General features: G+C 63.5%; 22 protein-coding genes. 20 read left to right on the top strand and 2 right to left on the bottom strand.

What is annotated here, in order from left to right; translation table 11 throughout:
• Positions 1–23: 23 nt before the first annotated feature.
• Both ACZZ0Q_RS01765 and ACZZ0Q_RS01760 read right to left on the bottom strand, forming a co-directional pair.
• The gene (locus ACZZ0Q_RS01765; protein WP_122491894.1) at positions 24–632 is read right to left on the bottom strand and encodes a hypothetical protein; all 609 of its coding nucleotides are present in this window, start codon (positions 630–632) and stop codon (positions 24–26) included.
• 294 nt (positions 633–926) lie between these two features.
• On the bottom strand, positions 927–1,700 hold the full coding sequence (locus tag ACZZ0Q_RS01760) for a ParA family protein (RefSeq protein ID WP_463540299.1): 774 nt from the start codon (positions 1,698–1,700) through the stop codon (positions 927–929).
• A 343-nt stretch (positions 1,701–2,043) separates the two neighbouring features.
• Here ACZZ0Q_RS01760 and ACZZ0Q_RS01755 point away from each other — a divergent pair, with 343 nt between their 5' ends.
• Genes ACZZ0Q_RS01755 through ACZZ0Q_RS01660 form a run of 20 tightly spaced genes read left to right on the top strand, consistent with a single transcriptional unit; the run spans position 2,044 to position 20,130 of the window.
• Positions 2,044–2,784: a beta-ketoacyl synthase chain length factor gene (locus tag ACZZ0Q_RS01755; protein ID WP_463540300.1), complete on the top strand. Its 741-nt coding sequence runs from the start codon at positions 2,044–2,046 to the stop codon at positions 2,782–2,784.
• Entirely contained in the window at positions 2,757–3,566 is an 810-nt protein-coding gene (locus tag ACZZ0Q_RS01750) for a lysophospholipid acyltransferase family protein (RefSeq protein WP_463540301.1), read from the top strand. Before ACZZ0Q_RS01755 ends, ACZZ0Q_RS01750 begins: the two co-directional genes overlap by 28 nt.
• Positions 3,547–3,807 (top strand): phosphopantetheine-binding protein, encoded by a 261-nt coding sequence (locus ACZZ0Q_RS01745; RefSeq protein ID WP_122451521.1) that lies wholly within the window; start codon positions 3,547–3,549, stop codon positions 3,805–3,807. The genes ACZZ0Q_RS01750 and ACZZ0Q_RS01745 overlap by 20 nt, the downstream gene beginning before the upstream one ends.
• Positions 3,808–3,818: 11 nt before the next feature.
• A complete protein-coding gene (locus ACZZ0Q_RS01740) occupies positions 3,819–4,076 on the top strand; it encodes an acyl carrier protein (RefSeq protein WP_463540302.1) in 258 nt (85 codons plus the stop codon).
• A gap of 22 nt (positions 4,077–4,098) precedes the next feature.
• Positions 4,099–4,644, top strand: coding sequence for a COG4648 family protein (locus ACZZ0Q_RS01735; RefSeq protein WP_463560235.1), 546 nt, complete (start codon positions 4,099–4,101; stop codon positions 4,642–4,644).
• A 24-nt stretch (positions 4,645–4,668) separates the two neighbouring features.
• On the top strand, positions 4,669–6,351 hold the full coding sequence (locus tag ACZZ0Q_RS01730; RefSeq protein WP_463540303.1) for an AMP-binding protein: 1,683 nt from the start codon (positions 4,669–4,671) through the stop codon (positions 6,349–6,351).
• Positions 6,338–7,096, top strand: a complete 759-nt coding sequence (locus ACZZ0Q_RS01725) for a glycosyltransferase family 2 protein (protein ID WP_463540304.1) — start codon at positions 6,338–6,340, stop codon at positions 7,094–7,096. Before ACZZ0Q_RS01730 ends, ACZZ0Q_RS01725 begins: the two co-directional genes overlap by 14 nt.
• Positions 7,093–8,016: an LpxL/LpxP family acyltransferase gene (locus tag ACZZ0Q_RS01720; protein ID WP_463540305.1), complete on the top strand. Its 924-nt coding sequence runs from the start codon at positions 7,093–7,095 to the stop codon at positions 8,014–8,016. Before ACZZ0Q_RS01725 ends, ACZZ0Q_RS01720 begins: the two co-directional genes overlap by 4 nt.
• Entirely contained in the window at positions 8,009–9,553 is a 1,545-nt protein-coding gene (locus ACZZ0Q_RS01715; protein ID WP_463560234.1) for an HAL/PAL/TAL family ammonia-lyase, read from the top strand. The genes ACZZ0Q_RS01720 and ACZZ0Q_RS01715 overlap by 8 nt, the downstream gene beginning before the upstream one ends.
• A complete protein-coding gene (locus ACZZ0Q_RS01710) occupies positions 9,546–9,971 on the top strand; it encodes an acyl-CoA thioesterase (protein WP_463540306.1) in 426 nt (141 codons plus the stop codon). The genes ACZZ0Q_RS01715 and ACZZ0Q_RS01710 overlap by 8 nt, the downstream gene beginning before the upstream one ends.
• Complete coding sequence (locus tag ACZZ0Q_RS01705; RefSeq protein WP_463540307.1) at positions 9,968–10,561, top strand: outer membrane lipoprotein carrier protein LolA; 594 nt, start codon at positions 9,968–9,970, stop codon at positions 10,559–10,561. Before ACZZ0Q_RS01710 ends, ACZZ0Q_RS01705 begins: the two co-directional genes overlap by 4 nt.
• A complete protein-coding gene (locus ACZZ0Q_RS01700) occupies positions 10,545–12,881 on the top strand; it encodes an MMPL family transporter (RefSeq protein WP_463540308.1) in 2,337 nt (778 codons plus the stop codon). The genes ACZZ0Q_RS01705 and ACZZ0Q_RS01700 overlap by 17 nt, the downstream gene beginning before the upstream one ends.
• Positions 12,881–14,044 carry a sodium:proton antiporter gene (locus tag ACZZ0Q_RS01695; RefSeq protein WP_463560992.1) on the top strand — a complete coding sequence of 388 codons (1,164 nt, stop codon included), beginning with the start codon at positions 12,881–12,883 and terminating at the stop codon, positions 14,042–14,044. The genes ACZZ0Q_RS01700 and ACZZ0Q_RS01695 overlap by 1 nt, the downstream gene beginning before the upstream one ends.
• The gene (locus ACZZ0Q_RS01690; RefSeq protein ID WP_463540310.1) at positions 14,031–15,269 is read left to right on the top strand and encodes an NAD(P)/FAD-dependent oxidoreductase; all 1,239 of its coding nucleotides are present in this window, start codon (positions 14,031–14,033) and stop codon (positions 15,267–15,269) included. Before ACZZ0Q_RS01695 ends, ACZZ0Q_RS01690 begins: the two co-directional genes overlap by 14 nt.
• 16 nt (positions 15,270–15,285) lie before the next feature.
• On the top strand, positions 15,286–16,041 hold the full coding sequence (locus ACZZ0Q_RS01685) for a class I SAM-dependent methyltransferase (protein WP_463540311.1): 756 nt from the start codon (positions 15,286–15,288) through the stop codon (positions 16,039–16,041).
• Complete coding sequence (locus ACZZ0Q_RS01680) at positions 16,038–16,529, top strand: DUF3261 domain-containing protein (RefSeq protein WP_463540312.1); 492 nt, start codon at positions 16,038–16,040, stop codon at positions 16,527–16,529. Before ACZZ0Q_RS01685 ends, ACZZ0Q_RS01680 begins: the two co-directional genes overlap by 4 nt.
• Positions 16,526–17,731 carry a beta-ketoacyl-[acyl-carrier-protein] synthase family protein gene (locus ACZZ0Q_RS01675; protein ID WP_463540313.1) on the top strand — a complete coding sequence of 402 codons (1,206 nt, stop codon included), beginning with the start codon at positions 16,526–16,528 and terminating at the stop codon, positions 17,729–17,731. The genes ACZZ0Q_RS01680 and ACZZ0Q_RS01675 overlap by 4 nt, the downstream gene beginning before the upstream one ends.
• A complete protein-coding gene (locus tag ACZZ0Q_RS01670; RefSeq protein ID WP_122451536.1) occupies positions 17,728–18,183 on the top strand; it encodes a hotdog family protein in 456 nt (151 codons plus the stop codon). The genes ACZZ0Q_RS01675 and ACZZ0Q_RS01670 overlap by 4 nt, the downstream gene beginning before the upstream one ends.
• A complete protein-coding gene (gene fabG / locus ACZZ0Q_RS01665; RefSeq protein WP_463540314.1) occupies positions 18,176–18,904 on the top strand; it encodes a 3-oxoacyl-ACP reductase FabG in 729 nt (242 codons plus the stop codon). The genes ACZZ0Q_RS01670 and fabG overlap by 8 nt, the downstream gene beginning before the upstream one ends.
• The gene (locus tag ACZZ0Q_RS01660; RefSeq protein WP_463540315.1) at positions 18,904–20,130 is read left to right on the top strand and encodes a beta-ketoacyl-ACP synthase; all 1,227 of its coding nucleotides are present in this window, start codon (positions 18,904–18,906) and stop codon (positions 20,128–20,130) included. The genes fabG and ACZZ0Q_RS01660 overlap by 1 nt, the downstream gene beginning before the upstream one ends.
• Positions 20,131–20,169 lie beyond the last annotated feature (39 nt).

Raw genomic sequence — 20,169 nt, 5'->3', positions numbered from 1 at the left:
ACACTGGCGTAACGCCACTGCGGTCAGTGCTGACGGAACAGCGCGATCAGGTGATCGGCAATGGCGCCCTTGATGGCGTCGACACTGAGTTTGGAGCTGTTGCCCAGCTTGTCCGGGTTGATGCGATGCAAATGCAGCGACGGCATACGCGCCTCGTATTCGCGCAGATCGCCCTTGATCAGCACCGGCAAAAAGGTCTCGCCCTTGGCCGCGTAGCGCTGGATCAGCAGCTTGAGCCCTTCCTGGAATGGCAGCTCTTTCGATGCCACCAACCGGTGCTCGCCGGGAATCTTCAAATACAGCCCGGTATAGCCCATGGTTTCGCCCGGCAGAATGTGAATACCGGTGGGCTCCACCGCATCGGCCGGCACGTCGTTGAAGGTGTCGTGCCAGGCCTGTTCATCCGGAAGAATCGTGATGCTGCCCTCCTCCGACTCCGGCACTACGAAGCTGTAATTGCTGTACAGCTTCTCCACATAGCTGGAATAGATGCACAACCGATTCTCAAACCGCTGCAAAAACGCCACCGCCTCGCGGCGGTCGGTGATCGCGTCCAGATCCCAGTCGAGATCGCTTTGACGCTCCAACTCGTCCCAACGGGCTTGGGCATAGGCGGCGGTGGAAGTGGACATGGGCAATCCGTAGAAGAAAGGCAGACACGCTGCTATCGCAGAAAACATGCCAACGGATTCAAGTACTTAAAACGGGGGGTGTTGAGGGGGGTGAGGCGTACGGGTGGGGGGCTTGAGGGGGCGGAAACTGCCGAAAATGGTCAGGTGAAGCCCAAGATCAACGGCCCCTCTCCCCCGCCCCTCTCCCACAAGTGGGCGAGGGGTGACGTATTACTTAAACCGCGCTCGGTTGGCCCCCTCGCCCGCCTGCGGGAGAGGGCTGGGGAGAGGGGCTTTATATTTCGTGGACGGCGATTAACCCCCAGCCTCCAACAACCCATGCAACTCCACAAACTGCAACGTCAACTTATGCTTAGGCTCCAGGAAAATCAGCGGCACCGAAGCCTGATGCGACTCGCGCATTTTCACTGAGCTGGTCAAATACACCGGCAACACCGGCAAACCCTCGGCAATCAATTCATCCAGCAACTGCTGCGGCAAACTCGCCCGGGCCTGGAACTGGTTGACCACAATCCCCTCAACCTCCAGCCCCTCGTTGTGATCCTCCTTCAGCTCTTCAATTTCGGCCAATAGGCTGTACAGCGCTTGGCGAGAAAAACTGTCGCAGTCGAAAGGAATCAACACACGATCGGCCGCGATCATCGCCGAAACGGTGTAGAAATTGAGGGCGGGCGGCGTATCGAGGTAGATTCGGTCGTAGTCTTCGGACAAGTCGTCGAGCAATTTGCGCAGCTTGTTGATCTTGTGTTTGGCCTCGAGCTTGGGTTGCAGGTCGGCCAATTCGCGAGTGGCGGTCACCACGTGCAAGTTGTCGAACGGCGTTTCGTAGATGTCTACCTGACCCTTCTTAGAGAACGGGCCCGTCGACAAGGTCTGCTTGAAGAAATCGGCGATTCCCATGGGGATGTCTTCGCCGGTTAGCCCGGTGAGGTACTGCGTGGAGTTGGCCTGGGCGTCCAGGTCGATGAGCAACGTGCGATAGCCCTCTTGGGCACTCACCGCCGCCAGGTTGCAGGCGATGCTGGATTTCCCCACGCCCCCTTTCTGGTTAAACACTACGCGTCGCATATCCCCACCTCGTCCTGAGCCTCGAATAGTCCCGGATTCTATGCAAAGCGCACCGCCAGGGCGAGGCACTACCGCGAACAGTGACCAGCGGCGCGGATATTTCCCCGCAACATGGGCAAAATAGCGCCCGCAACCAGACCTGTAGGTAATCCCCTACACGCTTGCCAGCCAAATCTTTGCCGAATGTTTGCTTGAGCCCCGCCACGTCGGGATAATGCCGGCACTTTGCTATGGCGCTAGCGCGGTTGCGACTTTTCCACCGGCGAAGACAGCTGTGGCTGTCGGATGGACTTGGCCAAGCCAAGAGCGATCGCCTTTTTTTACATGGACGCAAAAGCTGCCGATGCATTTTTCAATCGAACAATGGCGTGCCTGGGCCCCCGGCCTGGAGCAGGAAGCTGACTGGCTGGCATGGAGCCAACAGTCCGAGCCCCCTGCCGCCAGCGATTCGTTGCCCGATGTCAGCTTTCTTCCTGCCATGCAACGCCGCCGCCTCAGCCCGCTGGCGCGCATGGCATTCAGCGTCGCCTGGCCATTGGCCGACGCCCATGGCGCGCCGCTGCCGCTGGTGTTCGTCTCCCGCCACGGTGAAACCCCGCGCACCTTTGCGTTGCTCAGCGATGTCAGTGCTGGCGCGCCCTTGTCGCCCACTCAATTCAGCCTCTCCGTGCACAACGCCATCATCGGCCAGTGGTCGATCATGCGCGGCGACACCAGCGAAATGACCGCGCTGGCCGGCGAAGCCGATGGCCTGGAACATGCAGTTCTCGAGGCGCAGTTGTTACTGGCCGATGGTGCGCCCGCCGTTTTACTGGTGATTGCCGAAGACACGCCGCCCGCCGCCTATGCCGGCTGGGTGAGTGATGTTCCGTTTCCCTACGCCGTCGCGCTGCTACTGACGCCGGGCGCCCGCTGGAACCTGCACCTGAGTACCAAAACGCAAGCACACGCAACACCTGCCGATACAGCCACCGCAGAGTGGCCGCACGCACTTAATCTGGTTCGCGCCTTGAGCAATGGCGCAACCGCCTTGGAGCATCGTTGGAGGAATCGACAATGGAGCTGGCAACAGAACAGCGCCTGAGCCGTTACAGCGCGCCCTATTGGTGGCGCCTGATCGCAACCGCCCTGAGCTTCACACTGTTCGGGGTCGGTGGCGTACTGCTGCGCATCGTGGTGTTTCCGCTGCTGTCGCTGCTGCCGGGCGACGCCGTAGCGCGCCGCACCCGCGCCCGTGCCACGGTGAGCTGGACGTTCCGCGCGTTCGTGGAATTTATGCACCGCACCGGCGTGCTCACGTTTGAAGTGCAAGGCATCGAGCGCCTCGGTCGTCCTGGGCAAATGGTCATCGCCAATCACCCGTCGCTGATCGACGTGGTGGTGCTGATCGCCTTCATCCGCGACGCCAACTGCGTGGTCAAGCAAAGCCTGTGGGACAACCCCAGCATGCGCGGGCCTATTCGCGCGGCTGAATACATCAGCAACAGCGGCAGCATGGACATGCTCGACGAAACCTCCGGCGCGCTGCGTGAAGGGCAAACCCTGGTGATATTCCCCGAAGGCACGCGCACCACGCCGGGGCAGGCGCCGGAGTTTCACCGGGGCGCCGCCGCTATCGCCTTGCGCGGTGCAACGGTGGTCACGCCGGTGGTCATCAGCGTAACGCCCACCACGCTGACCAAGGCCGAGCCTTGGTACCGCATTCCGGCGCGGCGCTTCCACTTCAAAATGCGCGTGGGCGAGGACATCGACCCGCAGCAATTCGCCGCCCGCAGCTCGGCGCCCATCGCCTCGCGCAAACTCAACGAACATCTGCACCAACACTTTATTAAGGAGCTCGCCAAAGATGAGCGATCTGCAACTTGAAATAAAAAACCTGATCATCGAGGCCTTGGGCCTGGAAGACATCGGCCCCGACGATATCGACGCCGAGATGCCGCTGTTCGGCGAAGGCCTGGGCCTGGATTCGGTCGACGCCCTGGAGCTGGGCCTGGCTATCCAAAAGCGCTTCGGCTTCAAGATTGACGCCGACGCCAAAGACACCCGCAAGCACTTCGCCAACGTGGCTAGCCTTGCTGTGTTCGTGTCTGCACAGCAAGCCGCGTAAGAGAGACGACCATGCAAAACCGTGACGAAATCTTCAACACCCTGCGCGAGTCGCTGGTCGAGCTGTTCGAGCTTGAGCCCGAGCGCGTCACCCTGGAAGCCAACCTCTACCAGGACCTGGAAATCGACAGCATCGACGCCGTCGACCTGATCGACCACATCAAGCGCAAAACCGGCAAGAAACTCGCCGCCGAAGACTTCAAGGCCGTGCGAACCGTCGGTGACGTGGTCGAGGCGGTGTACCGCCTGGTCAACGCGCCCGCCGCCTGATGCTGTTGCTTGTGGACATGGCATGAACCGCCTGATCGGTCTGGTGCTGCTGGTGGCCGGCCTGGCCTACCCCTTTGCGGTGTATTACGGCCAGCAACACCTGTCGCCGCGCTTCTTTGCCCTGCTGCTCGGCGGCTTGTGGCTGGCGCGTTTCCTGACGCAGGGGCAACGTCCGGGCAGCCGCGGCATGGCCATCGCTGCGCTGGGCTTTTGCGTATTGCTGGGCCTGGCGGACAGTCACGAGGTGCTGCGCTGGTACCCGGCGCTCATCAGCCTGTTCGGCCTGGGGCTGTTCGGCCTCAGCCTGAAATACGGCCCGCCGATGGTTGAACGCCTGGCCCGGCTGCGTGAGCCGGAGCTGCCCGAGGTGGCCATCGTCTACACCCGGCAGGTGACCAAAGTGTGGTGCGTTTTTTTTGTGTTCAACGCGCTATTGGTCAGTGCCCTCACGCTTTGGGCGCCGTTGAGCTGGTGGACGCTCTACACCGGGGTGATTTCTTACGTATTGATGGGCCTGTTGTTCGCCGGTGAATGGCTGGTGCGCCAACGTGTGCGAGCCCAGGGATGAAGTGCCAGCTATGAAATGCCGACTATGAAATGGATAGCCCTGCAAGACCTGCTCAGCCCCGTGCTGCAACGCCCGGTCGCCATTGAGCCCGCGTTGCAACATGCCGACCTGTGCGTGCAAGCGCTGAGCGTCGCCGCCGGCCTGCAAACCCGCGGGGTGCGCAACATGGCGGTGCATCTGGAAGACAGCGCCGAGTTGGCCATCGCCCTGCTGGGCGCCTGGCGTGCCGGCGTGCGCGTGTTGCTACCAGCCGACCTGCAAGCGCAAAGCCGCGAACGCCTGGCGCCATTGGTAGACCTGTGGCTCAGCGACTTGGACGGCGACACGCACCTGGCCGAGCTGCACGCCGAGCCGCTGCCGGCCGCCACGCTCGATCTCGATTTTATTGGCCTGACCCTGTGCACCTCCGGCTCCAGCGGCGAGCCCAAGCTGATCGACAAAACCCTGCGCCAGATGCACAACGAAGTCGCCGGCCTGCAAGCTTTGTGGGGCGACGAGCTGGGCGACGCCGTCATCGTTGGCAGCGTGGCCGCGCAGCACATCTACGGGTTGTTATTCCGCGTGCTGTGGCCGCTGTGTGCCGGCCGCGTATTTGTGCGCCGCGCCCAGCCGTTCCCCGAAGACCTGCAACGCCTGAGCCTGCCCCAGGCAAATTTCGCCTGGATCGCCAGCCCGGCGCTGCTCAAGCGCATGGGCGACAACCTCGACTGGCAGGCACTGAGCCGCGTGCGCCGGGTGTTTTCCTCGGGCGGCCCGCTGCCAGCAGAAACCGGCGCGCAATTGGGCGAACTGCTGGGCCAGATGCCCACCGAAATATTCGGCAGCTCGGAGACCGGCGGCATCGCCTGGCGCCAAGGTGGTTCGCTGTGGCAACCGTTTGCCGATGTGCACGTCGGCCTCAACGACGACGGCGCGCTGTACATTCGCTCGCCTTACCTCGCACCCGGTCATACCGAGCAAACCGCCGACGGCGCTACGCTGCATGGCGATGGCCGTTTCGAACTGCTGGGCCGACTCGACCGCATCGTCAAACTGGAAGAAAACCGTATTTCCCTGCCCATGCTCGAGCAGGCGCTGGCCACTCACCCGTGGGTAGGCGAGGCGCGCTTTGGCGTGGTGCACGACAAGCGTGCCTACCTCGGCGCGCTGGTGGCGCTGAACGACGCCGGCTTGCACGCGTTGCGTAATCAGGGTCGCCGCGCCGTCACCGACAGCCTGCGCAAGCACCTGAGCCCGCACTGCATCGCCCTCGCGCTGCCACGTCGCTGGCGTCTGGTGCGCCATCTGCCGTTGAACGCCCAGGGCAAACTGCCGCAAGCGCTGCTCGACCAGGTACTGCACGCACCGCGCACGGTGCGGCCAGACGTGGTCAGCCAGCGCGAAGAAAACGGCGAATGGCACCTGGAGCTGGACGTGCCGCTGGACCTCGCGCACTTCACCGGGCACTTCCCGAAAACGCCGATTCTGCCCGGCGTGGTGCAGGTCGATTGGGCGCAAAGCCTGGCCCGTCAGTTAATGAGCCTGCCACCGCGTTTCTGCGGCATGGAAGTGCTGAAGTTCCAGCAACTGGCGCGCCCCGGCGACCGCTTGCAGCTGCACCTGCGCTTCGATGCCGAGCGCGGCAAGTTGTATTTCAGCTACCGCAATGGCGAAGCCCCGTGCTCGTCCGGGCGCATTTTGCTGGAGGCGGCCCGTGTCGACGCCTAAGCCGCCCGCCAGCCACGCCGTGTGCGCGGTGATCCCCGTGTACAACCACGAACACGCGCTGCCCGCCGTGGTCGAGGCGCTGCATGCCAGCGGCCTGCCGTGCGTGCTGGTGGACGATGCGTCGAGCCCGGCCTGCGCGGCGGTGATGGATCAACTCGTCACCCAGGAAAACACCCACCTTGTTCGCCTCTCGGAAAACCAGGGCAAAGGCGGCGCCGTCATGGCGGGCCTGCGTGAAGCCGCTCGGCTGGGCTTTACCCACGCCCTGCAAGTGGACGCGGATGGCCAGCACGACCTGACCAACCTGCCGCAATTTTTGCAGCAGTCAGCGGCGCAGCCGGACCATCTGATTTGCGGCTACCCGCAGTTCGATCACAGCGTTCCAAAAGGCCGGTTGTATGCGCGCTACATCACCCACGTGTGGGTGTGGATCAACAGCCTGTCGCTGCAGATTCGCGACTCCATGTGCGGCTTTCGCGTGTACCCGCTGACCTCGACGCTGGCGCTAATCAACTCGGTGAAGATGGGCAAGCGCATGGACTTCGACACCGAAGTGCTGGTGCGCCTGAGCTGGCGTAACCAGGCCATGATCTGGCTGCCCGTCAAGGTGCAGTACCCGCAAGATGGCCTCTCGCATTTTCGCGTGCTGCTCGACAACGTGCTGATCTCGAAAATGCACGCCATCCTGTTCTTCGGCATGCTCTGGCGCTCGCCGGCCATTCTCGCTCGCCGGTGGTTGCGATGAAAAACGGCCACTGGGCACGGCATAACGAGCGCGGCAGCTACCTGCTGATGGCTTTCACTGCCTGGCTGGCGCGCAACCTCGGGCGCCGCGTGCTCAGCCCGCTGCTGCATGTGATCGTGCTGTATTTCTACCTGGCCGGGCGAACCGCGCGGCACAGCGTGCAGGAGTATCAGCAGCGTCTGGCCGATTGGAGCGCACGCCCGGATCTACAGCCGACCCGCCGCTCCGTGTTCAACCAGTTCATGGCCTTCGCCGACACCTTGCTCGACAAGCTCGACGTCTGGAGCGGGCGCCTGGGCCTGGAGCAGGTCACCCTGATCGACAACACCGATGTGCGCGGCAAGCTGCACCGTGAACAACGCGGGCAAATGCTGGTGGGCGCGCACCTGGGCAACCTCGAAGTCTGTCGCGCCCTGGCCGAACTGGGCGAAAAAGTGCAGATGAATGTGTTGGTGCACACCAAGCACGCCGAGCAATTCAACCGCTTGCTCAACCAGGCCGGTGCCACCCATTTGCGCCTGATTCAGGTGAGTGAGCTGGACGCCGCGATCATGCTGCAACTCAGCCAGCGCCTGGAGCGCGGCGAGTGGCTGGCGATTGCCGGCGACCGCGTGCCGCTGCATGGCGGGCGCCGCGCGCGGGTGAATTTTCTCGGCCACCCGGCCGAGCTGCCGCAAGGCCCGTGGCTGCTGGCGGGCTTGCTGCAATGCCCGATCAATTTGCTGTTCTGTCTAAAACTCAACGGCCGTTATCAGGTCACCCTCGAGCCTTTCGCTGAGCGCATTGAATGGCGCCGCAGCGACCGCGAGCAGGTGATCGAGCGGCATGCCCAAGCGTATGCCGAGCGGCTGGCGCACTACTGCCTGCAAGCGCCGCAGCAATGGTTCAATTTCTTCCCCTTCTGGATAGCCCATGACTAACACGCACGCCTCCACCGTGGTGTTCGGCGCCCAACCGCTGAGCATTGAGCAGGTGGTCAACCTGGCCGAACAACGCAGCCCAACCGCCCTGCAAAGCGACGGCGAATTCCGCCAGCGCATCGCCAAAGGCGCGCAGTTTCTCGACTCGTTGCTCGACAAAGAAGGCGTGATTTACGGCGTAACCACCGGCTACGGCGACTCCTGCGTGGTGGCGGTGCCGCTGGAGCACGTTGAGGCCTTGCCGCAACACCTGTTCACCTTCCACGGCTGCGGCCTGGGCAAATTGCTCGACCCGGTCGCCACCCGCGCGGTGCTGGCGGCGCGGTTGCAGTCGCTGTGCCAGGGAGTCTCCGGCGTGCGCATCGAACTGCTGGAACGCCTGCAAGCCTTCCTCGATCACGACGTACTGCCGCTGATTCCGGAAGAAGGCTCGGTGGGCGCCAGCGGCGACCTGACGCCGCTTTCCTACGTGGCCGCGACCCTCACCGGCGAGCGCGACGTGCTGTTCCGTGGTGAAGTGCGCAGCGCCGCAGAGGTGCATGCCGAGCTCGACTGGCAGCCGCTGACCCTGCGCCCCAAAGAAGCCCTGGCCTTGATGAACGGCACCGCCGTGATGACCGGCCTCGCCTGCCTGGCCTATTCGCGCGCCGACTATCTGCTCCAACTGGCCACGCGCATCACCGCCCTCAATGTGGTGGCGCTGCAAGGCAACCCGGAGCACTTCGACGAGCGCCTGTTCGCCGCCAAGCCGCATCCGGGGCAAACGCAAGTCGCCGCCTGGCTGCGCAAAGACCTGGCCATCGACGCGCCAACCGCACCGCTGCATCGCCTGCAAGACCGCTACTCGCTGCGCTGCGCGCCCCATGTGCTCGGCGTGTTGGCCGACAGCCTGGGTTGGTTGCGCCAGTTCATTGAAATTGAGCTGAACAGCGCCAACGACAACCCGATCATCGACGCCGAAGCCGAGCGCGTGCTGCACGGCGGGCACTTCTATGGCGGGCACATCGCCTTTGCCATGGACGGTCTGAAAAACCTGGTGGCCAACGTCGCCGACCTGCTCGACCGCCAGCTCGCGCTGCTGGTCGACGCCCGTTACAACCACGGCCTGCCCAGTAACTTGTCCGGCGCGCCGGCCCACACGGCGATGATTAACCACGGCTTCAAAGCCGTGCAGATCGGCGCCAGTGCCTGGACCGCCGAGGCGCTGAAAAACAGCATGCCGGCCAGCGTGTTCTCGCGCTCCACCGAATGCCATAACCAAGACAAAGTCAGCATGGGCACCATCGCCGCACGCGACGCTCTGCGCAGCCTGGAGCTGACCGAGCAAGTGGCCGCCGCCACCTTGATCGCCGCCAACCAGGGCGTGTGGCTACGAGGCCACGAGCAAGACGCTCGGCCGCTGCCACCATCGCTTGCCGCCATGCACCAGCAACTGGGCGAAGACTTCCCCCCGGTGATCGAAGACCGCGCCCTGGAACGCGAACTGCGCCTGTGTCTGACGCGCATCCGCAGCCGCCATTGGAGCCTGTATGCGTAGCCAGGGCGTGATCCAAACCGAGATCGAAGTGATGGTGCCGTTCTTCGACGTCGACATGATGGAAATCGTCTGGCACGGCCACTACGTGAAGTACCTGGAAGTGGCGCGCTGCGCGCTGCTCGACAAGATCGGCCACAACTACGCGAACATGCGCGAGGCCGGTTACGCCTGGCCCATCATCGACCTGCAACTGCGCTACATGCGCGGTGCCAAGTTCGGTCAGCGCCTGATCGTGCGCGCCGATCTGGTGGAGTGGGAAAACCGCCTGAAGATCAATTACCTGATCAGCGACGCCGCCACCGGCGAGCGCATGACCCGCGCCAGCAGCGTGCAAGTGGCGGTAGAAATCGCCAGCCTGGAAATGCAGCTGGCCTCGCCTGCCGTATTCGTTCAGGCCGTCGAGCGCGCCATCGCATGAAGCGCTTTCTTGCCCTGCTGTTGAGCGTGGCGCTGACGCCGCTAGCCCACGCCTTCGACCTCGACCAACTGGCCGCGCAACTGGCCAAGCCCGCCGTGGTGCGCGGCCCGTTCGTGCAGGAAAAACACCTGCGCGCGTTGCCCAAGCCGCTGACCAGCACGGGCCAGTTTGTGCTGAGCAAAGACCTCGGTTTGCTCTGGCAACTGCAAACGCCGCTGCAACAGGAATACCGCATCGACGGCAGCGGCATCGCCAAGCGCACGCCACAAGGTTGGCAGCCCGTGGCACAGCAAAGCGCCAGCGCCCAGCAGAACCGTCTGTTTCTGGCTGTGCTCAAAGGCGACAGCAGCGGCTTGCGCCAGGACTTCGACTTGCGACTGAGCGGCGAAGCCGGCGCCTGGACCCTCGACCTGACGCCGCGCAGCCTGATGCTCAAGCAAATTTTCAGCGCCATTCAGATTCAGGGCGGCGAGCAAGTGGCGCGCATCGAACTGCGTGAAACCCAGGGCGACAGCACCGTGCTGCGCCTGACCGATAGCCACGCCGAGAGCCAACTCAGCGACACGGACCGTCATGCTTTCGCGGATTGATCACTGGGGGCCTCGGCTCTTTACCGTCGCGCTGTTGGCGCTGCTGGCCGTGGCCGCCTGGCAGTGGCGCGGCGGTGCGCCGATTTCCGCGAATCTGCTGGAACTGGTGCCCAGCGACACGCCGGACCTGCTGGAACAGCGCGCGGAAAAAATCGTTCAGGAACCGCTGAACCGCGAGTTGGTGGTGCTGATCAGCTTTCCCGACCGGCAGAAAGCCCTGAGCCAGGCGGCCGCCATTGGCCAGCAATGGCAGCAGGAAAAACTGTTCGAAAAAGTGCAGTGGGATGTCAGCTACGACCTCGCCCAGGTGCGCCAGCAAGTGCTCGACAACCGCCTGGCCCTGCTCAGCAATGAAGACCGCCAACTGCTCCAGCAAGACCCCCGCGCCTTCGTCGAACGCCGCGTGCAGGATTTATTCGACCCGTTCCGCAGCCAGGGGCTGATCGCCACCGAGCAGGATTGGCTGGGCCTTGGCGCCCTGATCGAGAAAAAGCTGCCGCGTGCCCACAACGTGCAAGTCGACCTGAGCGGCGCACTGCTGGCCGAAAGTGACGGCAAAACCTGGGCGCTGCTGCGCGCGCGCACCCGTGGCGATGCCTTCGATGGCAACCTGCCGTTGGCCGTAGAAACCCTGGTAGCCAGAGCCCGCGCCGAGGTTCAAGCGCAAGGCGGCGAGCTGCTGGCCACCAGCGGGCTGCTGTACTCGGCCCACGGCCAGCGTCAGGCCACCCGCGAAATCAGCTTTATGGGCAGCGTGTCGAGCATTGGCGCCTTGCTGCTGATCCTGGTCGCCTTCCGCCGCTTGCGCGTGCTGGTGGCGCTGCTGCCCGCCGCCGTCGGCGTGCTCGCCGGTCTTACCGCATGCGTTGCGGTGTTCGGGCAGATTCACGTCCTGACGCTGGTGCTCGGTGCCAGCCTGATTGGCGTGGCCATCGACTACCCGCTGCACTTGCTGTCCAAAAGCTGGACGTTGCAACCGTGGAACAGCTGGCAGGCGCTGCGCGCCACGTTCCTCGGCCTAACCCTGGGCCTGGCCACCAACGTGATTGGCTACCTGGCGCTGGCGTTTACGCCATTCCCGGCCTTGAGCCAGGTGGCCATTTTTTCCTCGGCCGGCCTGCTGGGTTCTTACCTGTGTGCGGTGTGCTTGTTGCCGACCTTGCTCGGCAGAGGGCCGATCGTGCCATGGGCCAAACCGTATGGCCTGGCCACCCGTTTGCTGGCTTGGCGTCGGCGCTTGCTGTCGCGTATCGGCACGCCGTGGCTGCTGCTGATCTTCGTGCTGTTCTGCGCCGGCGGCGTGCTGCAACTGCAGCACAAGGACGATCTGCGCCAATGGGCCAGTACCCCGCCGCAGTTGCTGCAACAGTCGCAGGCAATCAGCAGGATCATTGGCTTTCAGCCCACCAGCCAGTTCTATCTGGTACGCGGCAAAGACGAAGAACAACTGCTGCAACGCCAGCACCTGCTCGGCCAGCGCCTCGACGCCCTGGTTGCCGACGGCAAATTGAAAAGTTACCTGGCACTGAGCCAATTGGTGGCGCCGGCCTCGGAGCAAAACAGCCTGCGCGCCTCGCTCAGCGCCGTGCCGACTAACAGCGCAGCCTTGCAGGCGCTCGGCGTTACGCCGCAACAGGTCGAAGCCGAAGTACGGCAACTGCAAGCCCTGCCCAACCGCACCATTGAACAAGCCTTGGCCGGCACACTCGGCGAGCCGTGGCGCACGCTGTGGCTGGGGCCAACCGGCGAAGGCGAAGTGGCTGGTTTGGTGAGCTTGCAAGGCTTGAGCAACGCCGACCTGCTGGTTGCCCAAGCCGACGGTTTGCCTGGGGTAAAACTGATCGACCGCCTCGGGCAGCTCAATCGTCTGTTCGCCGCCACGCAAATCAGCGCAGCGGAACTGAAACTAGCCTCGTGCCTGCTGATCTTCGCCCTGCTCTGCCTGCCGTTCGGACCGCGCGGCGCGGCGCGAGTGCTGGCGGTGTCGCTGCTGGCGGCACTGGCCAGCTTGGCGAGCCTGGGCTGGCTGGGGCAGCCGCTGACCTTGTTCAGCCTGTTCGGCCTGCTGTTGGTAACGGCCATTGGCGTGGATTACGCCATCATCATGCGCGAGCGGGTCGGCGGCGAGGCCACCAGTTTGCTGGGCACCTTGATGTCGGCGCTGACCACCTGGCTGTCGTTTGGTTTGTTGGCGCTGTCGAGCACGCCGGCGGTGAGTAACTTCGGCCTGACTATCACCATCGGCCTGGCGTTCAGCTTTCTGCTCTCGCCTTGGGCGGGTGAGCAACACAGCCACGAAGACCCGGAGCACGCGTCGTGATGGTGATGTTTTTCTGGCTGCTGGCCCTAGCCCTGTACGGCGGCGTCGCGCTGCTGGGGCGCCAACGGCTGATTCCCATCGTGGGCCAGCTGTTGGTCGCCAGCCTGGCGATTCCGTTGCTGCTCTTGGCCTGGGTAGAACCGCACTGGCAACTCAGCGCCAACGAACTGCTGGCACCGACCTGGCTGAGCCTGCTGTACAACTTGAGTTTCGCCCTGCTGCTGGGTTACATCCTGAGCGACGTGGTGGACCTTCACGTCAGCAGCGCCAGCTTGAAAATCGCCCTGCCGAGTTTCGCCGTGCCGCTGCTGGCCGGCATCGCCGCCGCGCTGTGGCTGCTGCCGGGCACAAGCGGTTGGTTGAGCGCGGTGGGCATCGGCTTGCTGTTTTCCATCACCGCGATTCCGGTGCTGTTCCTGTATTTGCAAAACATCGGCTACCCGCCCGAGGGCATCAAACGTCTGCTGCACGCGGCGATTCTGATGGACCTGATGTGCTGGAGTCTGTTCGGCCTGGCCCAAGGCAGCGCCGACCCGCACACCTTGCTGTGGCCGCTGCTGGCCGCCGGTCTGCCGCTGCTGTTGAACAAGGGGTTGGGCCTGCGCCATGCGCTGTTTTACAGCCTGCCGTTCTTCGCCCTGATGCTGGTGTTTCAGCAGCTCAAACTGAACGCGCTGGTGTTTGGCATCGGCTACATGCTGTGCCTGGCCTGGCTGAAACAACCGTTCGCCCTGCCGCTGCCCACCGCGCAGTGGAAGTGGCTGCTCAATGGCCTGGCCATTCCGCTGATTCTGACCTGCGGCGTGCTGCGGGTAGATTTCCACGGCATCGGCGCCAGCTATTCCTGGCTGCACCTTGGCGCGCTGCTGGCGTTGCCGGTGGTGAGCAAATTGCTCGGCAGCTGGCTCGGCTTGCACTGGGCCTTGCCCGACGCCAGCCACCGGCTGAAATGGTCGGAAAGTGTGCTGCTGAATATTCGCGGCCTGACCGAAGTGGTGTTTCTCAATCTGTTGCTGCAACTGCAATTGATCGACGCCCTGACCTATTTCAGCCTGCTGCTCATGAGCCTGTTTTCCACCTTGCTGCCCGCCCTGCTGGGCGTGGGCAAATCCCGATTTTCTTCGCAACAGTCCGCCACAAGGAGTCCCCATGGTGTCGCTTGAATTGGAACAGCGCCGCGTACTGGTCATCGGCGCAGGCCCGTCTGGCGCTATCGCCGCGGCCCTGTTGAAACGCAACGGGCATGACGTGCTGATCATCGAGCGTCAGCAATTTCCGCGTTTCTCCATCGGTGAAAGCCTGCTGGCGCACTGCCTGGACTTCGTCGAAGAAGCCGGCATGCTCGAAGCCGTTGAAGCCGCAGGTTTCCAGCGCAAGAACGGCGCCGCGTTTGCCTGGGGCGAGCGCCGCACGCATTTTGACTTCCGCGACAAATTCACCGACGGCAAGGGCTGGACCTTCCAGGTGCAGCGCGCCACGTTCGACAAATTGCTAGCCGATCAGGCCGAGCTGCAGGGCGTGGAAATCCGTTACGAAGAAGAAATCGTCGCCACCGATTTCTCCGCCACGCCGATTGCCACCGTGCGCCGCCTGGACGGCAGCGAATACCGCGTGCAAGCCGACTTCGTGCTCGACGCCAGCGGTTACGGCCGCGTGCTGCCGCGCTTGCTCGACCTGGAAGCGCCGTCGGCCTTCCCGGTGCGCCAGGCCTTGTTTACCCACATCGAAGACCGCATCGAAGACACCACTTTCGACCGCGAGAAAATCCTCGTCACCACTCACCCCACCATGCGTGACGTGTGGTTCTGGCTGATCCCGTTCAGCAACGGCCGCTGCTCCATGGGCGTGGTGGCGTCCAGCGAGCGCTATGAGGGTCGTCCAGAGGATATGGAAGCGGCGCTGCGCAGTTTTATCGAGGAAACCCCAAGCCTGGGCAACCTGATTAAAAACGCCCAGTGGGACACCCCCGTGCGCAGCCTCGGCGGCTACTCAGCCAACGTTAAGACTCTGCACGGCCCAGGCTTTGCGCTGCTGGGCAACGCGGCGGAATTTCTCGACCCGGTGTTCTCCTCCGGCGTCACCATTGCCATGCGTTCAGCGAGCATGGCGGCCGGCTTGCTCAACCGTCAGCTGAACGGTGAAACGGTGGACTGGCAAAGCGAGTTCGCCGCGCCGCTGAAACGTGGCGTGGATGCGTTCCGGGCCTATGTGGAAGGCTGGTACGACGAAAGCTTCCAGGACGTGATTTATCACCCCGCCGCCGCCCCGGAAATTCGCGGCATGATCTGCTCGATTCTGGCCGGCTACGCCTGGGACCTGAAAAACCCCTATGTCGCCGAGCCCAAACGCCGCCTGCGTGTGCTGGCCGAGCTGTGCGCCACCGCGTAACAAGGACGATAAGCCGATGAACGCACCGATCCAGCCATCGCCGCACAACCCAGCGGGCCGCAACTACGTTGAGGAAACCCGTTTCGGTTTCTGGTTCTTGCAGAGTCACGTCTGGCAGCACCACGTGCTGCGCGTGGCGATCGACGACCTCAAAGGCCTGCTCGGCCAGCCGCTGCCCAGCGATGCGGTGTTGCTGGACGCCGGTTGTGGGCAGGGCAAGTCGTTCCGTCTGCTGCAAAACGCGTTTGCCCCGGCGCAGCTGATTGGCCTGGACGCCGACCCGCACAGCCTGACCATGAGCCGCGCCGAGGCCGAGCGTGAAGGCTTGGCGGTTCAATTGCTGAGCAGCGACTGCGCGTCGATTCAACTGCCGGACGCCAGCGTCGATGTGATTTTCTGCCACCAGACCTTTCACCACCTGGTGGAACAGGAAGCGGCGCTGGCCGAATTCTGGCGCGTGTTGAAACCGGGCGGTTGGTTGCTGTTTGCCGAGTCGACCCGGTACTACATCGACACCTGGGTGATTCGCTGGTTGTTCCGTCACCCCATGCACGTGCAACGCAGCGCCGACGAATACCTGGCCATGCTGCGCGCCCAGGGTTTCGAGTTTGGACCGCAGAACGTTTCGTACCCTTACCTGTGGTGGAGCCGCTCGGCCGACTTCGGTTTGCTGGAACGCTGGAAGCTGGTGAAGCCCAAAGCCGTGGGCCAGCGCAATGAAACCCTGGTGAACGCCGCCGTGCGCAAACCACTGGCGAGCCACAGCGCATGAAACGCTTCTTCGCGCCCCTGCTGCTGGCCCTGCTGCTAAGCGCCTGTGCCCATCAGGCGCCGCTGCCAGCGCACGCGCCGCGTCTGGACTTGCCGCTGCAATTGCATGTGCAGCGTGAACAGGCAGGGCAAACCCAGGACTGGTTTTTGGTGCTGCAACAGGAAGGCCCGGCGCTGCGCTGGTCGTTGATCGATCCCATGGGCATTCCTGTGGCGCGCCAACTGCTGACCGGCAAGCAATGGCAGAATGACGGCCTGCTGCCGCCCAACCCCGAGGCGCGCGAGCTGTTTGCTGCCCTGCTGTTCGCCCTGACTCCGGCCGAGCAAGTGTCCGTCTACTACCCCGAGGCGCACTGGCAGCAACAGGCGCAGCAACGCCGCCTGATGGAAGCGGGCGCCGCGCGCTGGCGCGTGGATTACCAGCAACCCCTGAATTTTCAGCTCAGCACCCAGACGGGGCTGAGCTACCGCGTCGAGACGTTGCCATGACCGCCTACCTCAATGCCCTGGGCCTGCTCTGCGCCCTAGGCAATGACAAACACCACGTCAGCGAGCGCCTGTTCGCCGGCGACACCGATGGCATGCAGGTGCAAGCCGGCTGGGTGCCGGAGCGCCCGCTGCCCGTGGGCGCGGTCAACGCCGAGCTGCCTGTGATTGCGGGCGCCAATCGCGTCTACCAGACCCGCAATAACCAATTGCTGTTGGCCGCCGCTGAACAAATCGATGTGGACATTCAGCAGGCCATCGCCCGTTACGGTCATGCCCGCATTGGCGTTGTGCTCGGCACCAGCACCTCGGGCATCGATGAAGCGACCCAAAGCATTCGCACCTTCCTGCAAGAAGGCGAATTCCCGGCCGACTACCACTACGGTCAGCAAGAACTCTCGGCGCCGGCAGAATTTCTGGCCGCGCACTATGAACTGGGCGGCCCGACCTACGTGATTTCCACCGCCTGCACCTCCAGCGCCCGCGCCTTGCTCAGCGCCCGTCGTTTGTTGCAAAGCGGCTTGTGCGACGCGGTGCTGTGCGGCGGTGTGGACTCGTTGTGCCAACTGACGCTTAACGGCTTCGGCTCGCTGGAAGCGCTGTCGGATGAACGCTGCAACCCGTTCTCGCGCAACCGTTCCGGTATCAATATCGGCGAAGCGGCGGCGTTGTTTCTGATGACCCGCGATGCCGGCGTTAGCACTGAATCCATCGCCCTGCTCGGCGCTGCCGCCAACTGCGACGCTCACCATATTTCCGCCCCCGACCCGCAAGGGCGCGGCGCCGAACAGGTGATGCGCCAAGCCCTGGCCAACGCTGGTTTGAGCGCAGACGACATCGCCTACCTGAACCTGCACGGCACCGCCACGCAGCACAACGACGCCATGGAAAGCCTGGCCGTATCGGCGGTGTTCCCGAACGGCGTGCCGTGTTCCTCCAGCAAACCCATGACCGGCCATACCCTTGGCGCGGCCGGCGCGTTGGAAGCCGCCTTCTGCTGGTTGAGCCTGAACGCCAAGCGCCTGCCACCGCACATTTGGGACGGCCAGCGCGATGAGCAACTGCCCGCCCTTACGTTTACAAACGTCAGCTCACGCCTGGAGCGCGCCGGCCCACAGCGCCTGATGAGCAATTCCTTCGCCTTTGGCGGCAACAACATCAGTTTGATTCTGGGCACCACGCCGACTGCTCAGGTGCGCTCATGAGCGTCTGGCCCATCGCCGAACTGGTGCCCCACGCCGCCGACATGATTCTGGTGGACGAAGTGCTGAGCTTCGCCGACGAAGACGTGCACACCCGCTTGGTCGTGCGCGCCGGTGGTCTGTTCAGTCAGGCCGACGGCAGCCTGCCGGCGTGGGTCGGCATCGAGCTGATGGCGCAAAGCGTGGCAGCGTTTGCCGGCTGCCAGGCGCGCCAGGCCGGCCTGCCGGTGGAGCTGGGTTTCCTGCTCGGCACGCGCAATTACCAATGCAACGTCGAGGCCTTTCCCCTCGGCGCCGAGCTGCACATTCATGCCCTGCGCTCGTTGCAAGACGACAACGGCATGGGCGTTTTCGAATGCAACCTGACGGGCCCGGGCATTCACGCCCACGCGCGCCTCAACGTTTTCCGCCCGCCCCACGTGGCCAGCTATCTGGAAGAACCTGCACATGACTGACACCATTCTCGTCACCGGCTCCAGCCGTGGCATCGGCCGCGCCATCGCCTTGCGCCTGGCCCGCGCTGGCTTTGATTTGGTGCTGCATTGCCGCAGTGGCCGCGCTGAAGCTGAAGCCGTGCAGGCAGAAATCGTCGCCCTCGGCCAGCAGGCACGCATTCTGCAATTCGATGTGGCCGAGCGCGCCGCCTGCCGGGAAATTCTCGAAGCGGATGTCGAGGCCCACGGCGCCTATTACGGTGTGGTGTGCAACGCCGGCCTGACCCGCGACGGCGCCTTTCCGGCCCTCAGCGAAGAAGATTGGGACGTGGTGCTGCGCACCAATCTGGACGGTTTCTACAACATCCTGCACCCGTTGGTCATGCCGATGGTTCGCCGACGCAAACCGGGACGTATTGTCTGCATCACCTCGGTGTCCGGCATGATCGGCAACCGTGGCCAGGTCAACTACAGCGCCTCGAAAGCCGGCGTAATCGGCGCGGCGAAAGCGCTGGCGGTTGAACTGGGCAAACGCAAAATCACCGTGAACTGCGTGGCCCCCGGTTTGATCGACACGGCCATGCTCGACGATGATCTGCCGATTGAAGAAATGATGAAGATGATTCCTGCCCAACGCATGGGCACCCCGGAAGAAGTGGCTGGCGCGGTGAATTTCCTGATGTCGGACGAAGCCGCCTACATCACCCGCCAAGTGCTCGCGGTCAATGGAGGCCTGTGCTGATGAAACGCGTGGTAGTTACCGGCATGGCCGGCATCACATCCCTTGGCAGTGACTGGGCCAGCATCGAAGCCAACTTCAGCGCCAACAAAAGCGGCATTCGCCGTATGCATGAGTGGGATCGCTTCGCCGAATTGAATACCCGTCTGGCCGGGCCCATCGACGATTTCGTGGTGCCGAAAACCTGGAACCGCAAACAACTGCGCAGCATGGGCCGAGTGTCGCGCCTGGTGGTGCTGGCCGCTGAAAAAGCCTTGGCCAACGCTGGTTTGCTCGGTGATGAAAGCATTCGCGATGGCCGTATGGGCGTGGCCTGCGGCTCGTCCACCGGTAGCACCGAAGAGATCAAAGCCTTCGGCAATATGCTGCTCAACTCGGTGGCCGACGGCCTCAACGCCAACTCGTACATCCGCATGATGCCGCACACCACGGCGGCCAATATCAGCATTTTCTTCGGCCTCAAAGGCCGTCTGATTCCCACGTCCAGCGCATGCACCAGCGGCAGCCAGGGCATCGGTTATGCCTACGAAGCGATCAAGTTCGGCCGCCTGCCGTTGATGCTGGCCGGCGGCGCGGAAGAACTCTGCCCCACCGAAGCCATGGTGTTCGACGCGCTGTACGCCACCAGCCTGAAAAACGATGCACCGCACACCTCGCCACGCCCCTACGACAGCGGCCGCGACGGGCTGGTGATCGGTGAAGGTGCCGGCATGTTGGTGCTTGAAGAACTCGAACACGCCAAAGCCCGTGGCGCGACGATTTACGCCGAGATCGTTGGCTTTGGCTGCAACGCCGACGGCCAGCATGCGACCAAACCCGAACAGGTGACCATGCGCGGCGCCATGGAACTGGCTCTGCAAGACGCTGGTTTGGACCCGCACGCCATCGGCTACGTGAACGGTCACGGCACCGCCACCGAACAAGGCGACATCGCCGAAACCCACGCCACCGCCAGCCTGTTCGGCTCGGGCATGGCTATCAGCTCGCAAAAAAGCTACCTGGGTCACACTTTGGGCGCGTGTGGGGCACTGGAGTCGTGGTTCAGCATCGAAATGCTCAACAGCGACCGTTATATCCACACCCTGAACCTGGACAACATCGACCCGCAGTGCGCCGACCTCGACTACCTGCGCGGCGAGCCGCGGCAGATGAACAACGAATTCGTGATGAACAACAATTTCGCCTTCGGTGGGGTCAATACCTCGCTGATCTTCCGCCGCTGGCGCTGACAGAACCGACCGACCTACCCCACCGCCGTCAAGGAGACG

The organism is Pseudomonas sp. AC070 (genome assembly GCF_979258635.1).
This window is presented reverse-complemented; position numbering and strand designations above follow the sequence as displayed.

Excerpts from the sequence above, each read along its gene's own strand:
- fabG (WP_463540314.1), top strand. The coding sequence starts at position 18,176 with ATGACTGACACCATTCTCGTCACCGGCTCCAGCCGTGGCATCGGCCGC.
- ACZZ0Q_RS01660 (WP_463540315.1), top strand. The coding sequence starts at position 18,904 with ATGAAACGCGTGGTAGTTACCGGCATGGCCGGCATCACATCCCTTGGC.
- ACZZ0Q_RS01745 (WP_122451521.1), top strand. The coding sequence starts at position 3,547 with ATGAGCGATCTGCAACTTGAAATAAAAAACCTGATCATCGAGGCCTTG.
- ACZZ0Q_RS01680 (WP_463540312.1), top strand. The coding sequence starts at position 16,038 with ATGAAACGCTTCTTCGCGCCCCTGCTGCTGGCCCTGCTGCTAAGCGCC.
- ACZZ0Q_RS01670 (WP_122451536.1), top strand. The coding sequence starts at position 17,728 with ATGAGCGTCTGGCCCATCGCCGAACTGGTGCCCCACGCCGCCGACATG.
- ACZZ0Q_RS01760 (WP_463540299.1), bottom strand. The coding sequence starts at position 1,700 with ATGCGACGCGTAGTGTTTAACCAGAAAGGGGGCGTGGGGAAATCCAGC.
- ACZZ0Q_RS01690 (WP_463540310.1), top strand. The coding sequence starts at position 14,031 with ATGGTGTCGCTTGAATTGGAACAGCGCCGCGTACTGGTCATCGGCGCA.
- ACZZ0Q_RS01685 (WP_463540311.1), top strand. The coding sequence starts at position 15,286 with ATGAACGCACCGATCCAGCCATCGCCGCACAACCCAGCGGGCCGCAAC.
- ACZZ0Q_RS01765 (WP_122491894.1), bottom strand. The coding sequence starts at position 632 with ATGTCCACTTCCACCGCCGCCTATGCCCAAGCCCGTTGGGACGAGTTG.
- ACZZ0Q_RS01695 (WP_463560992.1), top strand. The coding sequence starts at position 12,881 with ATGGTGATGTTTTTCTGGCTGCTGGCCCTAGCCCTGTACGGCGGCGTC.
- ACZZ0Q_RS01700 (WP_463540308.1), top strand. The coding sequence starts at position 10,545 with ATGCTTTCGCGGATTGATCACTGGGGGCCTCGGCTCTTTACCGTCGCG.
- ACZZ0Q_RS01675 (WP_463540313.1), top strand. The coding sequence starts at position 16,526 with ATGACCGCCTACCTCAATGCCCTGGGCCTGCTCTGCGCCCTAGGCAAT.
- ACZZ0Q_RS01735 (WP_463560235.1), top strand. The coding sequence starts at position 4,099 with ATGAACCGCCTGATCGGTCTGGTGCTGCTGGTGGCCGGCCTGGCCTAC.
- ACZZ0Q_RS01710 (WP_463540306.1), top strand. The coding sequence starts at position 9,546 with ATGCGTAGCCAGGGCGTGATCCAAACCGAGATCGAAGTGATGGTGCCG.
- ACZZ0Q_RS01705 (WP_463540307.1), top strand. The coding sequence starts at position 9,968 with ATGAAGCGCTTTCTTGCCCTGCTGTTGAGCGTGGCGCTGACGCCGCTA.
- ACZZ0Q_RS01730 (WP_463540303.1), top strand. The coding sequence starts at position 4,669 with ATGAAATGGATAGCCCTGCAAGACCTGCTCAGCCCCGTGCTGCAACGC.
- ACZZ0Q_RS01720 (WP_463540305.1), top strand. The coding sequence starts at position 7,093 with ATGAAAAACGGCCACTGGGCACGGCATAACGAGCGCGGCAGCTACCTG.
- ACZZ0Q_RS01755 (WP_463540300.1), top strand. The coding sequence starts at position 2,044 with ATGCATTTTTCAATCGAACAATGGCGTGCCTGGGCCCCCGGCCTGGAG.
- ACZZ0Q_RS01740 (WP_463540302.1), top strand. The coding sequence starts at position 3,819 with ATGCAAAACCGTGACGAAATCTTCAACACCCTGCGCGAGTCGCTGGTC.
- ACZZ0Q_RS01750 (WP_463540301.1), top strand. The coding sequence starts at position 2,757 with ATGGAGCTGGCAACAGAACAGCGCCTGAGCCGTTACAGCGCGCCCTAT.
- ACZZ0Q_RS01715 (WP_463560234.1), top strand. The coding sequence starts at position 8,009 with ATGACTAACACGCACGCCTCCACCGTGGTGTTCGGCGCCCAACCGCTG.